The organism is Paenibacillus sp. Root52 (genome assembly GCF_001426865.1).
Lineage (GTDB): Bacteria > Bacillota > Bacilli > Paenibacillales > Paenibacillaceae > Paenibacillus.
Map to the genome: position 1 here is coordinate 1 of NZ_LMFO01000022.1, position 19,097 is coordinate 19,097.

General features: G+C 44.4%; 17 protein-coding genes and 13 tRNA genes. 28 read left to right on the forward strand and 2 right to left on the reverse strand.

Going from position 1 to position 19,097, the window contains the following annotated elements:
- Positions 1 to 102 precede the first annotated feature (102 nt).
- The 14 genes from ASD24_RS17480 (at position 103) to ASD24_RS17545 (ending at position 2,695) form a co-directional block, all read left to right on the forward strand.
- Positions 103 to 174, forward strand: a tRNA-Glu gene (locus ASD24_RS17480).
- A 69-nt stretch (positions 175 to 243) separates the two neighbouring features.
- Positions 244 to 319, forward strand: a tRNA-Val gene (locus ASD24_RS17485).
- 17 nt (positions 320 to 336) lie between these two features.
- Positions 337 to 410: transfer RNA gene (locus ASD24_RS17490), tRNA-Met, on the forward strand.
- A gap of 27 nt (positions 411 to 437) precedes the next feature.
- Positions 438 to 515, forward strand: a tRNA-Asp gene (locus ASD24_RS17495).
- A gap of 91 nt (positions 516 to 606) precedes the next feature.
- Positions 607 to 682 (forward strand) — tRNA-Phe (locus ASD24_RS17500).
- 15 nt (positions 683 to 697) lie between these two features.
- Positions 698 to 773, forward strand: a tRNA-Thr gene (locus tag ASD24_RS17505).
- A 5-nt stretch (positions 774 to 778) separates the two neighbouring features.
- A tRNA-Tyr gene (locus tag ASD24_RS17510) sits at positions 779 to 864 on the forward strand.
- 6 nt (positions 865 to 870) lie between these two features.
- Positions 871 to 944 (forward strand) — tRNA-Trp (locus ASD24_RS17515).
- Between the two features lie 29 nt (positions 945 to 973).
- Positions 974 to 1,046 (forward strand) — tRNA-His (locus ASD24_RS17520).
- 15 nt (positions 1,047 to 1,061) lie between these two features.
- A tRNA-Gln gene (locus tag ASD24_RS17525) sits at positions 1,062 to 1,136 on the forward strand.
- Between the two features lie 4 nt (positions 1,137 to 1,140).
- Positions 1,141 to 1,215 (forward strand) — tRNA-Gly (locus ASD24_RS17530).
- 9 nt (positions 1,216 to 1,224) lie between these two features.
- Positions 1,225 to 1,298: transfer RNA gene (locus ASD24_RS17535), tRNA-Cys, on the forward strand.
- 31 nt (positions 1,299 to 1,329) lie between these two features.
- A tRNA-Leu gene (locus ASD24_RS17540) sits at positions 1,330 to 1,408 on the forward strand.
- A gap of 360 nt (positions 1,409 to 1,768) precedes the next feature.
- On the forward strand, positions 1,769 to 2,695 hold the full coding sequence (locus ASD24_RS17545; protein ID WP_056698187.1) for a class I SAM-dependent methyltransferase: 927 nt from the start codon (positions 1,769 to 1,771) through the stop codon (positions 2,693 to 2,695).
- A gap of 152 nt (positions 2,696 to 2,847) precedes the next feature.
- Here the strand turns inward: ASD24_RS17545 and ASD24_RS17550 are convergent, their stop codons facing one another.
- A complete protein-coding gene (locus ASD24_RS17550) occupies positions 2,848 to 5,256 on the reverse strand; it encodes a helix-turn-helix domain-containing protein (protein WP_162248955.1) in 2,409 nt (802 codons plus the stop codon).
- A 445-nt stretch (positions 5,257 to 5,701) separates the two neighbouring features.
- Here ASD24_RS17550 and ASD24_RS17555 point away from each other — a divergent pair, with 445 nt between their 5' ends.
- From ASD24_RS17555 to ASD24_RS17610, 12 genes are all read left to right on the forward strand, one after another.
- Positions 5,702 to 6,010, forward strand: a complete 309-nt coding sequence (locus ASD24_RS17555) for a LiaF transmembrane domain-containing protein (protein WP_056698194.1) — start codon at positions 5,702 to 5,704, stop codon at positions 6,008 to 6,010.
- Positions 6,011 to 6,044: 34 nt separating this feature from the next.
- The gene (locus ASD24_RS17560; RefSeq protein ID WP_056698197.1) at positions 6,045 to 6,719 is read left to right on the forward strand and encodes a PspA/IM30 family protein; all 675 of its coding nucleotides are present in this window, start codon (positions 6,045 to 6,047) and stop codon (positions 6,717 to 6,719) included.
- 5 nt (positions 6,720 to 6,724) lie between these two features.
- The gene (locus tag ASD24_RS17565) at positions 6,725 to 6,949 is read left to right on the forward strand and encodes a PspC domain-containing protein (protein WP_056698202.1); all 225 of its coding nucleotides are present in this window, start codon (positions 6,725 to 6,727) and stop codon (positions 6,947 to 6,949) included.
- A 17-nt stretch (positions 6,950 to 6,966) separates the two neighbouring features.
- Positions 6,967 to 7,464, forward strand: coding sequence for a PspC domain-containing protein (locus tag ASD24_RS17570; RefSeq protein WP_056698205.1), 498 nt, complete (start codon positions 6,967 to 6,969; stop codon positions 7,462 to 7,464).
- A gap of 1 nt (position 7,465) precedes the next feature.
- Positions 7,466 to 8,173: a PspA/IM30 family protein gene (locus tag ASD24_RS17575; RefSeq protein WP_056698209.1), complete on the forward strand. Its 708-nt coding sequence runs from the start codon at positions 7,466 to 7,468 to the stop codon at positions 8,171 to 8,173.
- 150 nt (positions 8,174 to 8,323) lie between these two features.
- The gene (gene liaF, locus ASD24_RS17580) at positions 8,324 to 8,971 is read left to right on the forward strand and encodes a cell wall-active antibiotics response protein LiaF (RefSeq protein WP_056698211.1); all 648 of its coding nucleotides are present in this window, start codon (positions 8,324 to 8,326) and stop codon (positions 8,969 to 8,971) included.
- A 32-nt stretch (positions 8,972 to 9,003) separates the two neighbouring features.
- Complete coding sequence (locus ASD24_RS17585; protein ID WP_056698213.1) at positions 9,004 to 10,104, forward strand: sensor histidine kinase; 1,101 nt, start codon at positions 9,004 to 9,006, stop codon at positions 10,102 to 10,104.
- A complete protein-coding gene (locus ASD24_RS17590; protein ID WP_128103528.1) occupies positions 10,061 to 10,732 on the forward strand; it encodes a response regulator transcription factor in 672 nt (223 codons plus the stop codon). The genes ASD24_RS17585 and ASD24_RS17590 overlap by 44 nt, the downstream gene beginning before the upstream one ends.
- A gap of 238 nt (positions 10,733 to 10,970) precedes the next feature.
- Positions 10,971 to 11,741, forward strand: coding sequence for a YwmB family TATA-box binding protein (locus tag ASD24_RS17595; protein ID WP_056698219.1), 771 nt, complete (start codon positions 10,971 to 10,973; stop codon positions 11,739 to 11,741).
- A 299-nt stretch (positions 11,742 to 12,040) separates the two neighbouring features.
- The gene (zwf, locus tag ASD24_RS17600; protein WP_056698222.1) at positions 12,041 to 13,591 is read left to right on the forward strand and encodes a glucose-6-phosphate dehydrogenase; all 1,551 of its coding nucleotides are present in this window, start codon (positions 12,041 to 12,043) and stop codon (positions 13,589 to 13,591) included.
- Positions 13,592 to 14,319: 728 nt separating this feature from the next.
- Complete coding sequence (locus tag ASD24_RS17605) at positions 14,320 to 14,718, forward strand: DoxX family protein (protein ID WP_053783291.1); 399 nt, start codon at positions 14,320 to 14,322, stop codon at positions 14,716 to 14,718.
- Between the two features lie 353 nt (positions 14,719 to 15,071).
- Positions 15,072 to 16,655, forward strand: coding sequence for a peptide chain release factor 3 (locus tag ASD24_RS17610; RefSeq protein WP_056698224.1), 1,584 nt, complete (start codon positions 15,072 to 15,074; stop codon positions 16,653 to 16,655).
- 406 nt (positions 16,656 to 17,061) lie between these two features.
- On the opposite strand, the gene sspI is transcribed toward ASD24_RS17610, so the two are convergent.
- The gene (gene sspI / locus ASD24_RS17615; RefSeq protein WP_056698227.1) at positions 17,062 to 17,295 is read right to left on the reverse strand and encodes a small acid-soluble spore protein SspI; all 234 of its coding nucleotides are present in this window, start codon (positions 17,293 to 17,295) and stop codon (positions 17,062 to 17,064) included.
- Positions 17,296 to 17,527: 232 nt separating this feature from the next.
- On the opposite strand from sspI, the gene ASD24_RS17620 reads away from it, so the two are divergent.
- A complete protein-coding gene (locus tag ASD24_RS17620; RefSeq protein WP_056698232.1) occupies positions 17,528 to 18,190 on the forward strand; it encodes a potassium channel family protein in 663 nt (220 codons plus the stop codon).
- A gap of 21 nt (positions 18,191 to 18,211) precedes the next feature.
- The gene (locus ASD24_RS17625; RefSeq protein WP_056698229.1) at positions 18,212 to 19,000 is read left to right on the forward strand and encodes a TrmH family RNA methyltransferase; all 789 of its coding nucleotides are present in this window, start codon (positions 18,212 to 18,214) and stop codon (positions 18,998 to 19,000) included.
- Positions 19,001 to 19,097: the final 97 nt, after the last annotated feature.

The following is a 19,097-nucleotide window of genomic DNA, read 5'->3' on the forward strand; positions in this document are numbered from 1 at the left end:
GTGTCCGAGCTGGCCGAAGGAGCACGATTGGAAATCGTGTAGGCGTCACAAGCGTCTCGAGGGTTCGAATCCCTCTCTCTCCGCCAGATAATTTTTAAKCAAGGCCCGTTGGTCAAGGGGTTAAGACACCTCCCTTTCACGGAGGTAACAGGGGTTCGAATCCCCTACGGGTCATTCTTTTCTTCAAAAAAAAGAAGTTGATTTTAATAGCAGTTATATGTTAAGATCATAAATGTGTTATTCGGAGGCTTAGCTCAGCTGGGAGAGCATCTGCCTTACAAGCAGAGGGTCGGGGGTTCGATCCCCTCAGCCTCCACCATATATCTTTTATAACGACGCGGGGTGGAGCAGCCCGGTAGCTCGTCGGGCTCATAACCCGAAGGCCGCAGGTTCAAATCCTGCCCCCGCAATTATACTTTCTTACGAGAAAGTGATCTGGAACCGTGGTGTAGTTGGCCTAACATGCCTGCCTGTCACGCAGGAGATCGCGGGTTCGAATCCCGTCGGTTCCGCCATATTTACCACATGAGGAAGCTGTTCACTAGATCTGATATAAGGCACCGACGCCCAAGGTAAAGTGTAACATTTAAGTTTGAACTTTATTATGGCTCGGTAGCTCAGTCGGTAGAGCAGAGGACTGAAAATCCTCGTGTCGGCGGTTCGATTCCGTCCCGAGCCACCATTTATAACTTAATACGCCGGTGTAGCTCAACTGGTAGAGCAACTGACTTGTAATCAGTAGGTTGGGGGTTCAAGTCCTCTCGCCGGCACCACTTATGGAGGATTAGCGAAGTGGCCAAACGCATCAGACTGTAAATCTGCTCCCGTACGGGTTCGGTGGTTCGAATCCATCATCCTCCACCAGTTTTTAGGGGCATAGTTTAAAGGTAGAACAACGGTCTCCAAAACCGTTGGTGTGGGTTCAATTCCTGCTGCCCCTGCCAATTAAATCTTTAAAAGTATATTATATATGGCGATCGTGGCGAAGTGGTTAACGCACCGGTTTGTGGATCCGGCATTCGGGGGTTCAATTCCCCTCGATCGCCCCTTTGTTTTGTCTATGGGGATTAGCCAAGCGGTAAGGCAACGGACTTTGACTCCGTCATGCATAGGTTCAAATCCTATATCCCCAGCCATTATGCGGAAGTGGCTCAGCGGTAGAGCATCGCCTTGCCAAGGCGAGGGTCGCGGGTTCGATTCCCGTCTTCCGCTCCAAATGAATATGGCGCCATAGCCAAGTGGTAAGGCACAGCTCTGCAAAAGCTTTATCCCCAGTTCGAATCTGGGTGGCGCCTCCAGTTATTTTCTCGATATGCGAAAAAAATATGTGCCGGCGTGGCGGAATGGCAGACGCGCTCGACTCAAAATCGAGTGGGAAACCGTGGAGGTTCGAGTCCTCTCGCCGGTATAACGTATAACCCTATGGATTGCTCTTGCAATTCATAGGGTTATTTTTGTGAAGAGAAAACTCTAATGTTCAATGAGCATGTAATTGAAGCTGTTCACGCTCATTGATTTCTTTTGTATAACATATTGACGTAATTCAATATCAAATATATTATAGATATATAAAGTCTTTAATTTACTTATGCCCTACATATCACTACGAAAATGATTGATGTAAAGGAGTTATCATTGATATATATGTCTGAACTAATTATAGATATAATAACTCCTTTATATTTACTATACAAACAGCATGAGTTGAATCAATTGAATTGAACCAATAAAATCAAAATTTCGAATGGAAGAAATGGAGTGTGTAGAGATGACAGAAGTAACGCCAAGCAATGAAATAGATATTGCTCAAGGATTATTCGATCTTTCTGTGTGGGAAGAGGCTTGGAAGAATAGACCGAGGAGTCCCAAATATAAAAAGCAAAGTGCCCCTTTTAATACAGCAGAAGCTTTTGAAAGATGGGCTAGGGAGTATCATCAGCAATCCTTTACAACAGAGGGGAAGGCGCGTTCTGAGCGCATTATGGGTTGGATTGAGAATCAAGGCGTAGACTTTGAAGGAATGTCCGTTTTAGATATCGGGGCTGCTTCTGGCATTTTCACGATTCCGTTCGCAGAGAAGGGCGCAACCGTAACAGCGGTCGAACCTTCTGAGCTACTCGTTTCCTTGATGAAGGAGACAATTCCAGCAGCTTTGACATCTAAGATTGAAATCGTATGCGAGCGTTTTGAAGAAATATCTATTGAGCAGAAGGGATGGAGGAAAAAGTACGATGTTGCCTTTGCCTCAATGTGTCCAGCAATGTCCGATTGGGAAACGATTGAGCAGGCCATTAGTTCTGCCCGTAAGTATGTGTATATCAGTACAATGGCTGGACAACGGGAACATACACTGATTGATGAACTAAGAAAGGTGCTTCAGGTGGAGCAACCATTTAAACCAAGTGATATGGGATTCATTCAACAGTTGCTCTATCTGAAGGGGTACTCCTATACAACACTAATCACCAAGGAAGTGAATACCGTTGAACTGCCTGTGGAAGAAGTTGTACAGAAGCTACCTGAATGGCTGAATACGTATGCTCTACCAACAGACGAACAATCACTTAGCCTAGCTGAACAATACATTAGGAAGACATATGATAATGGAACAGTGACATTTTTAAGAGGAGGACGGTTTGGTAAAATCCTGATTCAGTTGGAACAGCCAAATATGAAGGTTCTCACAAACAAATAAAATAAAGATCTCATAACAAGAATGCGTGTTATTAAAGAATTTCAATTACGAATAGAGCAGTATACAGTTATTGTGATGAGATAGTTCAGCAGATAGCCGCACCATGTGTATCTCCTGGCGCGCGGTGTAATGAGTTTGGCGCCTGGGCAATCTTATTCCCCAAATGAACGACTTTCCTGTACATAGCCAGCTTGACGTTTACGTTCCCGATATTGTCCAGGTGTGATACCCTCCCACTTGCGAAAGGAACGGATAAAGTTCTGCGGGTTGTTGTACCGAAGTCTAGCTGCAATATCCTTAACCGTAAGATTGGTCTCTTCTAACCACTTCTTAGCTATCGTAAATCGATGCTTGGTTAGGTATTCGCTGAAGGAAGAGCCTGTTTCCTTGCGAAATACACCGCTTAGATAATTGGCATTGTAGTGGAGAAGGGCAGCGCACTCCTCTAATGTAAGATCTGTATCATAGCGCTGCTGGATAAGAGCAATTATTTTCTCAGAAATATGATGGAATTGTGCATACTGCCTTTCCTTAAGAATAGTTATAAGTGGCATGATAATACGTTGGGTAAACCATTGTTCAACTTCAGCCGCAGACTGGAGAGTAAAGAGTTCTTTGAACATACGGCTCTGTCCAATTGTAATCTGTCCTAGAGGTACACCGGCTTCCTGCATCATTAACAGAATACGTGTGAGCAATCGCATTAGCATCAACTGATACTCTTCTGGTGTCGATTCCATATTAAATACATACCCAAGCAGCTGATGGAGCATAGAAATAGCTTCAGTTTCATCCACGGATTGAATAGCCTGAAGTAACTCGTATTCGAAAGACTCCGGGTAAGACATCGACCAATGCGAAATGTGGGTCTTAACGGTTTCATATGGAATAATAACGCCTGTCCCTAATTTGAGACGATGCTGGAGGGCCTCAATAGCTTCAATGTAGGCTTGGTGCACTTCTAATAGGGAAGGATAGGACTGACTAATTCCAATGCTTATCTGTAAACTGAGCAGATCCTGAACTCGTCGTTGCAGTTGTTCTGTTTGGGCGTATAGCTGCTTCGTAAACTCATCTGGGTCAGATTCATAGGTTCCAATGACCGTTACAACGGTCTGCTCGATTACAATCGGGAGCAGTTGCATCTCGGGCAAGATGGTCTCCTCTAGCATATTTTGAATAGCGAACAGGAGAAGTTCCCGGTCTTGAGAGCTATATTTTGCATGATTCACAAGATCTGCTTGTATCGTTATGACGGCAATATGTTGCCATTGTTTGAGCTGAGAGGCATATCCTTGTTCATTCAAGATGTGTTGTAGCTTAGTTGGTGGATATTTACCCAGAAATATATTCATTAAGAAATGGTTGCGTGTCTGCATCACATAATGATTCAACTTGTTCTCAAGCTGAGAACGGGATGCAGATAATTGAGAGACACCCGCTCTAATTTGTTCGAACTCATCCATGGAGATCTCGGATTCCGCTTGCAGTGAGCTTGTAGCTCTTGCTGCTACTTGCTCTTTAATGCCGACTTGGGAGAGGAGTCTCTGAATGGGTGTGTGCATTCGCTTTGAACCTAGCCAGGAAAGCAGTAGAGATAGAAGTAACATTCCAATACTGATATACATCGTGTGTAATGCGACTTGAATGTACTCACGATTCAGGATATTCATCGGCGTAATCAGAATATAGCTCCATCCTTTTAGTGGGGATTGGGAGTACACCATGGAATAGTGCTGATCTGACGTACGCAGTTCACCGTAGGAAGAAGACGCCGGAAGCGAAGCAGGAGAGAGTTGCTCACTCAGGCTTACCCCAGTGTCACTATTGATTAAGCCGGTCGCAGCTAAGGGTTTACCCATATAGCTAGGGTCTGGATGTGCAATGATACGTTGTTCACGGTTGACAATGATTAGTCCTGAAGCGGATGAATTCGTATCTATTGCCTCAGAGGGAGTCTGTAGTGAACACGCAGGTATTCCAGCAATAAGAGCCGAGTTAGTTGAATCATTTATCGTTTGGATCGGCCTTGCTAGTGCAATATGATAATTACAGCCAGAACTCTTCATCCGTTCTTGGTTGTTAAAGACAGAGGACGGGACAAGTTGCCAACCTGATGTGAGCGTATTCGACAGTAAGTCTTGCATAGGGAGAGACAGTGGAAAATCCGTATTCAGATAAAGTCCTGCATGATCGATAAGCCAGTCCTGAGTTTGGTTAACCAGTGTAATGTCCATTAATGGTTCCCAGGATCTCATATGTTGGAACTCGGATTGCAGTTTGTTCGCAATAGCTGGCTTTGGGCTTAGATGAGGTGAAGACAGAGATTGTATAGTCACTGGAGAACGAGTCGCTTGATCCAACATATAACTGACCGTCGCAAGTTTGTGCTCTACGTTTGATTGCATTTGTGAAAGTAGCTGTTGATTTGCTTGAATACGATGTGACTCCATCTGATGGGAGGAGTAGAGAAAAGCAGCAATTCCGGTTAAAAGAATGGGTAGCGTGCTCAGCAGAATGCCATACACTATCATTTTATGTAAATAAGTTAAGGATCGCACAGGTCATCTCCTGACGTAAAGAGTAGTCATATTCCCATTTTAGTAAACGCTTACAATTAAAACAATCTAAATTTAGATTATATGGATAAAAAAGTAATAAATTTCGAAGGTTGCTTTGAACACTTCACTTCTGGCCTATTATGTAGAAACGCGAACTCATCATAAACGTAACTTAGGGGTAAGGACTGTATCTGCATGTGTATCTGTAGATGGAAGGTCATACGGGGTCTCTAATGCGGGTAATAGGGGGATAAGGAGGCTTGAGCGAACCTTGTCAGATCAAGGTCTGATATAAAGATAGCCAAAGGTCGAATATGATCCCCGACCTGAGTCTAGGATGAAAAACCGTCCACAGTCTGTTTTGAAAAGTCTCAATTTCCCCTAGAATAAGGACATAAGGTTAAACAAGAAACAAACGCACACGGAAAGGGCGGTGGAAAACATAATGAGATGGAATAAAGGAAACGGCTGGGCGATTGTACTGATTGCGCTAGGCGCACTCATCCTCTTCGGAAAGTTAACACCTTTGCTAGGATACATGATGGGATATTTGATTCCGATTCTGATGATTGCACTTGGGTACTACGGAGTGAAGCGTGGTAACACAACGCTGGGATGGATCGTACTGATCATCGGTATCATCGCATTGATCGGTAAATTATCTTGGTTGCTCGGACCAATCATCGCAATCGGGTTGATTATCTTAGGAGTATCGATGCTTGGGAATAAACGCAGTCGTCATCGCCGTTACTAAGCTTTCACGATTATGAGAAGGAGGACAGAATATAATGAGTGTATTTCGTCGAATGCGGGATATTACCGTAGCTACGTTGAATGAACATTTGGAGCAAAGTCAGGATCCAGTCAAACTGATTGACCAGTTTCTGATCTCGACCCGCCAAGACATCGGTGAAGCTGAGAAGCTTCGTCATCAATATGCAAGTCATACCAGACAGATGAAACAACAAGCTGATCAAGCAGCAGCGATGGTACACAAACGTGAAGAACAAGCTTCAATGGCCTTAAAAGCAGGTGAGGAGCATCTTGCCAAACTTGCTCTCCAAGAGAAAATTCTACATGAAGAAAAAATGGATCAGTACAATGAATTGTACGCTCAAAGTAATACGGCATTACAGGAACTCGATGAACAGATCGATCAGCTCAAAGTAGAATATCAAAATGTCTACAGTAAGCGCCAATATTACTACGCACGGATGCAAACCATTCAGTTACAACAACGAATGAATCAGAGAAGTCACTATAACAACGGTCAGAATGTCCCACGTATGTTCAATCGACTGGATGATCAAGTCTCTGACCTTGAATACGAAGCACAAAGTTTACGGGACATACGGCGTATGGGCCAGGATGGTTCTGGATCAGCAGGAAGCATGTCTTCCGGAACGCTCGATAAAGAGCTGGAGAGGCTGAAACAGAAATTAAACAATGACAAAAAGGAGTAGTTAAAATGAGTAAATTATACCGCTCAACGCGTAATCGGATGCTGACAGGTTTGATCGGCGGCATCTCCGAGAATCTCGGACTCAGTTCCACGCTGCTACGTCTCATCTTCTTCATCAGTATTTTCGCTACGGGAGGTACATCACTGCTCATCTACTTCATCGCTGCATTGGTGGTGCCGAAGGAAACCTATTACGCTGATCCATACGATCACGTAAGAGGATATAAGTAAACGAAAGGAGTAAGTACATGAGCAAATTATACCGCTCAACGCGTGACCGAATGCTGACCGGTTTGTGTAGCGGGATATCCGAATCCATTGGCATGGATTCCACACTACTTCGGATCATCTTCGTCATCAGTATCTTCGTAACTGGCGGCACGTCGTTGTTAATTTATTTCATTGCAGCACTGGTAGTCCCTAAAGAACCTTATCCACCATATGATCCATACGGATACGGGACAGGGCCTGGCAGAGGATACAACAACTATGATCATCAGCCACCAAGAGGCCCTTATCAAAATAACCCAAACCAATCAGGTCATGGAAGCTTTGGCCCTGGTCCAGGGTACAACGGCAGACCGCAATCTGATCCACGTTCATATGACAACAATGGCTACGGAGCTGGGACACATCAAGAAAGTGATCTGGACTCCATGATGAAAGATATTGAGAAAAAAGCATTGAAAAAAGAAGTTGAAGAGCTTCGCCAAAAATTATCTCGTTACGAGAAGGGAGAAAAGTAAAATGGGAGTATTTAAACGGATTAAGGATATGACAAAAGCATCGGTAAATGATATGTTGGATAAAGTGGAAGACCCAATTGTAATGTTGAATCAGTATTTGCGTGATATGGAGGCTGAAATTCACGAGGCTGAGGTAACTGTTGCCAAACAAATGGCAAATGAGCGCCGTATGAAGCAACGTTTGGATGAAGCAGAGCGCACATCTGTACAACGTGAGTCTCAAGCTGAAGCTGCCTTGGCTAATGGTCAGGAAGAAGTAGCTCGCAAATTGCTGGAAGAGAAAATCTACTTTGATCAAAAAATTACGGAATACAGCGATCTTCATGCACAATCGGAAGCACAAGCCAAAGATTTGTTGCAACAGCTTCATGACATGAAAGATGAGTTCTACAAAATGCGTAACAAACGCAATGAACTGGTATCTCGTGCTCAGATGGCTAAAGCGAAAAAACAAATGTCTCAAATCAACAGCTTGCACAGCATCGAGAGCGGAGGCGCATCACTTGGATTCCACCGCATGGAAGAAAAAATCATGCAAATGGAAGCCGAAGCTGACGTAATCCGTGCACCATATCGCAACACACAATCCACGTACACTAATCCTGTGGATGCCGAAAAACAGTTCAAAGTTGATCAACAGCTGCAAGCTTTGAAAAACAAAATGGGCAATGGCTCTAAAAATGATGCAGGCAACACTTCAAAAGAATAACTGTTCGCTATGCAAACAATATGATATTCTATAAATCGTGAATAGAGAACGATTTGTAGAGCAAAGGTTAAGCCATACGGGACCTCAGTGCCTGGTATGGCTTTTCCATCGAATAGAGAAGATTACGTTTACAGAGGAGGTGCGGTGGAGATGAATAAAAAAAATCAATGGCTTGCAGTGTTAATCATTGTGATTGGCGCCTTAATGTTATTGAATCAAAATATGAACTTTCTAACTCTTGCCGCACTGATCCTGCTAACGTATGGAATGATTCAAGTTCAAAAAGGTGTTACACGTAAAGGGTATCGTTGCTTGGGAATCGGGGCAGCACTGTTGTTGCTCGATAATTTGATGATTGTATTTTTGATCGTACTTGCTTCACTCGCTTTTTTCTACTCCAAAACAAAGAAGATTCATCTGAATGAAAATGTCATGCGTAGACAAAATTTTATGGCACGATTTTATTGGGATCAACAGCCTTGGCGGTTACAAAGTATGAGTCTGTGGCATGCCATGGGGGAAGTTAACGCAGATTTATCGCTGTCTATACCCGAAGAGAAACAAACTATTGTATTACTTCAGGGCGTTATGGGTAATGTACGCTTGACCTTGCCTGAAGATTATGGCGTTGAAATTGAAGCATTCGTACTGTTTGGCCGCGTTAATCTGAATGGCGAGCAGGACAGTGGGATGATGAATAAAATAATATGGAGAACTCCTGGCTATGAGTCCAGTGAACATAAAGCAAAATTTGTAATTTCCTATATTGTTGGCGACCTAAGCATTAGTAATCCGTAGTAATTAAAAAGATGACAAAGGAGGAGACCTGTATGAACACAAAACGACATACCGACATGGTAACCCGAAGTATGCGTGAAGGAATCCTCCTTGTTTTCATTGTGCTCGCGGTTGTCTTGTATGTACTATATACATATGGTTATCTGGCTCCGTTTGCAGGCTGGAGACATCTGATTCAATCGGGTGTGGCATTGTTACTGTTGTTAATTGGAATCGGGGCAGCATTTGGTTTTTACCAAAGCTATCGGGTGAAGCGTAGACTAGAATTGTTGCGAGAAACCTTGCTGCAGTGGGAAAAAGGATCGCTCTCCCGCACGGTGCCTGATCTTGGTATGGACGACGTTGGGCGTCTAAGCGATCAGCTTGGGCGGATCGGGAAGAAGTGGGAGGATCAGGTCACCTCGCTACAGCGACTATCCACCAACAACGCTCAGCTTGCAGAGCAAGCAAGAGTTACGGCGATTGTGGAAGAACGGCAGCGTCTCGCAAGAGAATTGCATGATGCTGTGTCTCAGCAGTTATTTGCAATTTCCATGACAGCAACAGCGGTTGGACGGAAAATGGAAAAGGATTTTGAACGTGCTCAGCGGCAGGTTGCTCTAATCGAAGAGATGGCTTCTGTGGCTCAATCGGAGATGCGTGCTTTATTATTGCACTTGCGCCCGGTATATCTGGAAGGCAAACAGCTGGAGCAGGGATTGAAGGATCTGGTCATGGAACTGAAGACGAAAGTGCCTATGGACATTGTGCTGGAAATCGATGAGGATATTGACCTGGTTAAAGGCATCGAAAATCATCTATTCCGTATTGTTCAAGAAGCGATGTCTAATACATTACGTCATGCGAAGGCAGAGAAAATGGAGATTAGGCTACAGCGCCGGACAGATGCAGTTAGAGTGTTAATTCGTGATGATGGTCAAGGTTTCGATCTGGATGAACATAAGCAGGCTTCTTACGGGCTAGCGAACATGCGTGAACGCGTTACAGAAATCGGCGGAGCCATTCAATTTGTAACAGCACCTGGTAAAGGAACACGGATTGAAATTACGATACCTTTGATGAGCGATGAAAGTGAGGAAGGACATGTCAATGGAGGAGACGGAAGTGGACACACAGTCAGAAACGTCAATTAAGGTGCTGCTCGTGGATGACCACGAAATGGTTCGGATTGGTCTCGCTGCAGTTCTTGATACGGAGGATGGCATTGAAGTTGTCGGTGAAGCAGGAAGCGGGGAAGAGGGCATTCGTTTGGCACAGGAATATAAGCCAGATGTTGTTCTGATGGATCTAGTCATGGAAGGTATGGATGGCATTGAAGCTACACGGCAATTGCTGAAAATGTATCCTGAATGTAAGGTTATCGTTCTGACGAGTTACTTGGATGATGAGAAAATGTATCCGGTTATTGAAGCTGGAGCCTTTAGTTACCTGCTCAAAACCTCCCGAGCTAACGAGGTAGCTGATGCCATTCGTGCTGCAGCACGTGGTCAATCCGTACTGGAGTCACAGGTAGCTTCCAAGATGATGAATCGTTTCCGTCAACCTCAAGCTGCAGCGCCGGCTCATGAAGAACTGACGGATCGTGAAATGGATGTCCTTCGTTTGCTTGCCCAAGGGAAGTCTAACCAAGATATTGCGGATGATCTGATTATTGGGATTAAGACGGTTAAATTTCATGTGACCAACCTGCTCGCGAAGTTAGGCGTAGATGACCGCACACAGGCAGCAATATATGCTTATAAGAATGGACTTGCAGAGTAAGGACATTTTGGAAATGTGATGACCGATAAATGAGCGAATAGGTCGTTCTACTATACAAGCTATTAGATCTACACGATAAGCTTAGCAAAACATAGAAGCAATTTAAGTGTGAAAGTCCGATTAACCAAGGTAATTGGTTGATGGGGCTTTTTTGTATGCAATAAAGCGTTTAGTACGAAGAGAAAGCGGGCATGCTGTTGATAGATTCATAGAATAGAGAACGAGCGGGGGAATCAGCATGTTAAAACGGTGGATGATGACAGCTGTACTAGCAGTAGCAATCATTATGTTAATCGGTATTACTCAAGTATACGCGGAGAAAAGTGTATCTGAAGGTGAGAAGTTAGAGCAAATGCTGAACACGGCAGGTGCTGCTATAGAACAAGTAGATCGCTTAGTACTTAAATGGCAGGGCCAAGGGATGGGAGATGCACAGGAGATAGCGGTGTTACTCGCTGACGGGCTACAGCTCCAGAAACCTGAGTTAGTACGTCAGACAGGACATGATGTATACCGCAGTGAATTGAAGGCGTCAAACGAAGATGTGGGCATTCTGGTCAACGTTGTCGTTACAGGTTCAGCAGAATATTATATGATTATCCAGTTATCCGGCAATGAAGAGACGGATTGGAGTGTGTATCTCGCTTTGCATGAACAGATAGAGCGATTACTTAAAGATGTCGGTATTAAAGCCACTTGGAACTTTTCAGTACAAGGCACAGGGGAAGAGGCTGCTGTAGGGATAGAAAATCACAACAACGCTCCGGTTCAAGCCAGTACTGTGGTAAGACACATTGAAGGAGCATTATCAGATAAGCTGAAACTGAGTGCAGTGGAACGTTATGAAGATGACAGCACAACAAGTGTATCTTATGCTGTTCCTGAGTTATCAATGGCCGTGAACAGTGGTTCGCATCAATTAAATATGCAGCTGGCCGTTCATCAGGATGATGTGTTAGGAACGAACCGTGTTACTTTGGGATTTCCTGTCATTACGATTGAGTACTAATTGTTGAGTATGATGTATTGAGTGTTATTAAGGAGATCGTTTGAATCATGATGATCTTGGTTAAGGAGTACTCATACCATGAATGGAATATTTATCAATGATGTTAATGATGAATTCTAGAAAATAATTGGACAAAGACTGCCAGAAATTAGTGCATCGCCCTAGTTGATATGCTAAAATGGCATCACATCCAAGAAGGATCATGCTGGTAATTGACGTTTGTATGTTGTGCATATATAACACCATTACATAGCTCGGGCAGCACGCTAGCGTGTTCTTCCCGGAAGAAAGAGGAGCCTATGGTCGAAAAACTAATGCAAGATGAAGTGCAGACACCTGGCGCAGTATTTTTCATTTTTGGAGCAACGGGCGATTTAGCTCGCCGGAAGTTATTTCCGGCTATTTATAGTCTATACCGTGAAGGAAAGCTAGCCCATGACTTCGCGGTTATTGGCATAGCACGGCGTCCGAGATTACCAGAACAATTCCGGGAAGACATCCATGAATCCATTCGAGAGTTCTGTCGTTATCCAGCGGGAGAGGCGGAGGAGTGGAATGCTTTTGCCCAACATTTTGAATACAAATCACTTGATATTAATAACGTTGATGGTTTCAGAGAGCTGCGTGAGCAGACGGAGGCTTTGGAAGCGAAGTTTAACACGCCGGGTAATCGGTTATTTTATCTAGCGCTTGCACCAGAACTATTCGGTAACGTGTCATACAGTCTAAGAGATGGCGGGATGCTGGAAAGTAAGGGCTGGAATCGGCTTGTGATCGAGAAACCTTTTGGGTATAATCTGCAATCGGCAGAACAGCTCAATGAACAAATTCGGGAAGTGTTTCGTGAAGAGGAAATCTACAGAATCGATCATTATCTAGGTAAGGAAATGGTGCAAAATATTGAAGTCATTCGCTTCGGCAATGCCTTTTTTGAGCCACTCTGGAATAACAAACACATTGCGAATGTCCAGATTACACTCGGTGAGACGGTTGGTGTGGAAGAGCGCGGAGGATATTATGACCACTCTGGTGCGCTGCGTGATATGGGACAGAACCATATGCTGCAGATGTTAACGATGATTGCTATGGAGCCGCCAAGCAGACTATTCCCTGAGGACATTAGGGATGAGAAGGTTAAGGTACTGCGATCTCTGCGTGCTTTTGCAACAGACGAAGAGGTAAGCAGTAATGTGGTGCGGGGACAATATACGAAGGGCGAGTATCGAGGGAAGCAGCTTCCAGGGTATCGGGAGGAGGACAAGGTTGATCCAGACTCCACTACGGAAACTTATTTTGCAGCACGCGTGTTTGTTGATAATTTCCGCTGGGCTGGTGTACCGTTCTATATCCGGACAGGTAAGCGTCTTCCAGTGAAAACGACCGAAATCGTGGTTGAATTCAAATCGATGCCAAACAACGTATATCTCGGCAAAAAATATAAGTTAGAACCAAACTTGCTGGTCATTCGTGTGAACCCGATGGAAGGCATATATATCAAAATTAATGCCAAGAAACCGGGCTCGGATTCGGAAATTCAACCGCTTGCGATGGACTTCTGTCAAAGCTGCATGATTGGCATCAATTCACCGGAAGCATACGAACGACTTCTGCATGACGCGGCAGAAGGAGATTCGACGTATTTTACCCGTTGGGATGAAGTTGCAACAGCATGGTCATTCGTGGATCGGATTGCAGCTGCGTGGGCTGAAAATCACGGGGAACTTCATACGTATCCAGCAGGCACTTGGGGGCCAGAAGCAACGGATAAGCTGCTTGAACAGGATGGTTACCACTGGTGGCCAGTGAATGGTCAGGATGAAGACCGAGTGATTTGGCAAGTGAATAATTAATGAGCTGAAGTTTCATAAGTTAGGATTCAGGATGTTCGCTATTGGGCGAATGTCTTGAATCTTTTTTAGTGTGAAGAGCAAACATGTATGAAGTGGATATATAAGTTCAACTAAACTTTTTACACGAGAACGGAGAGGACAGAAATAACGTGAAGAAGCGAAGCGGTCGCCTAAAAGCTTTCTGCAAGAAAGCTACCTCGGAAGCATAGGCTATCCCCGGATTTTCCCTTTGAAGAAAGGAATCCAAAAAAATCTGGGGATAACAGCGATCGGAAGGTTATTCTGTTATCGGAGTGGCAAGGGTAAACCTTCTTTAGTTGAACCTGTATAGATTATATATGACGGTATAGGTTGTTAAGTTAGATACTTTACTGAGAAACGTGTGGTTTAGCTTAGAAAATAAGAGGCATATGTTGAATGGGGATATACGTATACTGGTGAGGAAGAGAAGGGGTAGGAAAGAGCAAGAAATCATGAAATTTAATTACTTAAAATAATATGTTGACAAAAAGTAAGTAGATAACTTATACTCAATTCAACAGATAAAGAAATTACGCAAAACAAAAATAAAGAAGCGGCTTAATTATTGACGCTAGTCAGATGAGGCGCTCATGAAACTGGAATGAAACGAGCTTAGGGGTTACACCGATTTCATGAATAAAAAATTTTGGCATAATATCTTTAATCTAAGAATAACAATTTGTAAATAATGAATGGAGGAAAAAGAAATGTTGGATGTAGGATTGTTGTTGATTCGTTTGGTGATTGGTTTGTCGTTTATGGCGCACGGTGCTCAGAAGTTGTTTGGTTGGTTCGGTGGATATGGAATTAAGGGTACTGGCGGTTGGTTTGAATCTATGGGTATGAAGCCCGGTGCGTTGGTTGCATTGCTAGCAGGTTTGGCAGAGTTCGGGGGTGGACTGCTGCTTGCACTTGGTCTGCTTACACCCGTTGGTGGTATTCTTATTGCATTAACAATGGTGATCGCGATTGTGAAGGTTCATGGGGCTAATGGATACTGGTCTACGCAGAACGGATTCGAGTATAACCTCGCGATTCTAGTGGTCGGTGTAGCTCTGGCTCTGACAGGTGGCGGACAGTACGCCTTGGATGCTTTGATTTTCTAAATCGCATATATGAAGAACGAAAGGGAAAGTACCTGGATGCTAAACTAGCTGAAGGGTGCTTTTTTTGTTGTGTAAAAGTGAGAAATCTGCGGAACGTAATCGGTTATTTTCACTACAGATTATGGTACAATAGGAGAGTTGGGTTTAGAATCAGTATTACCGTATAAAAGGGAACACAGATCTGGAGAGGATGAACTCCATTGTAATAGTGTAAAATGAAACTAATGTGCCGACGACGTTGCGGCGGAAGTTAATGTACAATCAACCGGCTCTGCCGGATTTGAATAAAGATTGAATGATGGACCGGCTCAGCCGGATTAAACGTGAATGAACGGATGAAAGGGACAGAAGCTATGAGCAAAGCTGCAGATAACATTCTTCAACAGGAAGTGGACAAACGCCGGACGTTTGCCATTATCTCTCACCCGGATGCGGGTAAAACAACTTTAACCGAGAAGCTACTATTATTCGGGGGCGCCATTCGTCTCGCGGGTACAGTCAAAGCGCGGAAAGCAAGCAAACATGCAACAAGTGACTGGATGGAAATTGAGAAACAACGGGGGATCTCGGTAACTTCTTCCGTGATGCAGTTCGACTATTTGGATCATCGGATTAATATTCTGGATACACCTGGTCACCAGGACTTCAGTGAAGATACGTATCGTACGCTGACGGCTGCGGATAGTGCAGTCATGTTGATTGACGTAGCGAAAGGCGTGGAGGCACAGACGATTAAGTTGTTCCAAGTTTGTGCGAAGCGCGGGATTCCGATCTTTACATTCATCAACAAATTGGATCGTGAAGGACAAAGCCCTTTTGATCTAATGGAAGAGCTTGAGAATGTTCTTGGTATTCGCTCTGTACCGATGAACTGGCCAATTGGCACAGGTCGTGATCTGTGTGGTGTATATGATCGCATGAAAAACCAAGTTGAATTGTTCCAGGGCGACGATCATTCGACGATCAAAGTGCAAAAAGTGGATGGATACAAAGATCCAATTATCCGCGAGATGGCGGGAGAGTACCTGCATGATCAACTGTGTCAGGATCTGGAGTTGCTTGATGTAGCTGGGGATCAGTTCGATATGGAGAAGGTTCAACGTGGCGAACTTACGCCGATTTTCTTCGGGAGTGCGATCAATAATTTCGGTGTGCAAACGTTCTTGGAGAACTTCCTTGAGCTGGCACCGAAACCGGAACCTCGCCATAGTACAGCTGGTGATATTGAGCCGACCAATGAGAAGTTCAGTGGTTATGTGTTCAAAATTCAAGCGAATATGAACCCAGCACACCGTGACCGGATTGCGTTCTTACGTATCGTATCTGGTAAGTTCCAACGTGGGATGAGCGTGAAGCACAACCGTGTGGGGAAAGAAATCAAATTGTCTCAACCACAGCAATTCCTGGCTCAGGATCGGGATATCGTTGAAGAGGCATATGCTGGAGATATTATCGGTCTGTTCGATCCAGGGATTTTCCGAATTGGAGACTCGCTTAGCCAAGGTAGTGAAGTTGTGTTTGACGAATTGCCGACGTTCTCGCCTGAGATTTTTGCCAAAGTAACCGTCAAAAATGCGCTTAAACATAAACAGTATCAAAAAGGGATCGACCAATTGACGGAAGAAGGAACCATTCAGGTCTTCAATACCGTTAGCTTCGACGAGACGTTGCTCGGCGTAGTAGGTCAGCTCCAGTTTGAAGTATTTGAGTATCGGATGAAGGGTGAATATGGGGTAGATGTGCAGTTGCAGCGGATGCAGTATCAATTCGCACGTTGGATTGTGGACGAAAACCTCGATCCAAGCAAATTCCGCATTAACTCCACGCTGGTAAAAGATAAAAAGGGCAATTACGTTGTGCTCTTCGAGAATGAATACGCGATGAGAACAGCGATGGACAAAAATCCGACGGCTAAATTCTTGGAAACTGCACCTTAAGTTAAGTCTTACTGTGTAAATTTACACAAACCACTCGGATGACAGAATAACCTTCCGATCGCTGTTATCCCCAGATTTTTTTGATCTCCCTTTTCTAAGGGAAAATCCAGGGATAGCGTATGCTTCCGAAGTAGCTTTTTTTCAAAAAGCTTTCAGGCGAACGATGTGCTTCTTCATGTTATTTCTGTCCTCTCCGTTTTTGTGTAAATTTGTTTTATATCATGTAGTATAAGCAAGTGCGATGTGATGGCACTTGGTCAAAAAGATAAAGATCCCTCCGCCGGTTGGTGGAGGGATCTATTGCTATCCACTTACCTTAGGCAGGGATGACCTAGCCGAATAAGGGAAAGCTTTCTTTTGCAGACAGAACAAACGTATTGATGGTTACCTTCCCTTATTGCCTCACTTATCGAAGCGGTTGTACGGGAATGGTGTGCAGATGCTCCTGCGCAATTTGAATCAGTTCTTCCTGCTTGGCAGGTTCTGTGTTCTTCCAGATCATTTCGAAAATGGCGCCAAGTCCAGGTAAAGCTGCTTCAGGCCCGTCAACGGAACCTTCAATCATCTCTCGGAGCTGATCATCACTTTTGTCATGAACCTTATGAACAATCGCGTCACGCAGGCTTAATGTAATTGGCATCGCAAGTCCCTCCTCGTATATTCGGCTGCTCCTATACTGTTCCCTGGGAAGCGTGAGCGCATTCAAGTTTATTGGGCTTTGTGGTATACTACGAAGGATTATTAAGAGGTTGTTCATCTGAAAACCGACCTTTTTGAACACATATACGAAGTAAGCATGGCATGTATTTATGATCTCAGGAAGTATCAAAATAATGTGTAGTGCTGAAGTGCAGCGGGAGGGTAAGATCCTAATGGCAAAGAAACAGTATGCTGTGATTGGCATGGGACGATTTGGATCAAGTGTAGCCAATGCATTAAGTGGTATGGGATTCGATGTGCTGGCGATTGATGCAGATGAGCAACGGACACAGGAAATGTCTAATGTGGTGACCCATGCTGTCTCAGCCGATTCTACAGACGAAGAAGCGCTACGTGCGCTGGGTATACGAAATTTCGATGTTGTCGTGGTGGCAATTGGTGAAGATATTCAGGCAAGTATCCTGACTACGCTCATTCTGAAGGATATGGGTGTGCCAGTTCTTATTGTAAAAGCTCAAAATGAGCTCCACGGTAAAGTATTACAAAAAATTGGTGCGGACAAAGTCATATATCCTGAACGGGATATGGGTCTGCGTGTAGCGCATCATCTAACCTCACCAAACATACTGGATTATATTGAGCTGTCTGAGGATTACAGTATCCTTGAGATGAGAGCCTCTGAGCAAATGATCGGAAAAAACCTGCTTGAGCTAAACATTCGGGCAAGGTTCGGTTGTAACGTGATGGCGATTCGTAGTGGTAATTCGATGAACATCTCTCCATATGCCGATGATCGGATTGAGGATGGGGATGTATTGATCATTGTAGGGCATAAGGATCATCTGACGAAGATGGAACTGGCCTATCCGAAGTGATGAGATGGGAAGGATGGAAAGATGGATATTGTATCACCGCAAAATGCACGTGTGAAGGAATGGGCTCAGTTGCTGGAGAAAAAGCACCGTACCCGTCAACATAAATATATCATTGAAGGCATTCATTTGGTTCAGGAGGCGCTCCGCGCTGGCGCTGATCTAGAGTGTGTCGTCTATGATGGAGAGCAAGGCGTACCGTACGAACTTGCGGGATTCGAAAACCCACTTCAGAAGGTTGAATGGATTAGTGTAACACCTGCAATTATCGCCAAATGTACGGATACGATGACCCCGCAACCCGTATTTGCGATTGTTCGGAAGTCCAAGGAACCGATGCAGAATCTGCTCTCCGAGACGAGAAATCTGGTCGTTGTATTGGATAACGTACAAGATCCGGGGAATGTGGGAACGATTATTCGTAGCGCAGATGCCGCAGGTGCGGCTGGTGTCGTGCTGGGGACTGGCTGTGCGGACGTCTATAACCCGAAAACAATTCGTTCGACGATGGGCTCATTGTTCCATTTGCCGATTGTTGAAGGATCACTGGAGACGTTGTTGCCAGAAGCCAAGGCGGCTGGTGTGAAGCTTGTGAGCACGTCGTTGCAGGCAGAATACTCGTGTTATAGTTATGATTTTACGCAGGCTGTGTGGCTTGTCATCGGAAATGAAGGCAAAGGCATCTCGGAGTCCACCGCACAATTAGTGGATGATGCCATTACGATTCCAATGCAGGGACAAGCGGAGTCGCTGAATGCGGCGATGGCTGCTACCGTTCTGTTGTTTGAGACGATGAGGCAGAGGTTGGTTTAACAAATAAATAATTCCTGTCCAATTTTATTTTTAACGTCTCTAACTAAAATTAACTGTCCCCAAAACACCAAAGACTGGAACTTGGTTGCCGCTTTTC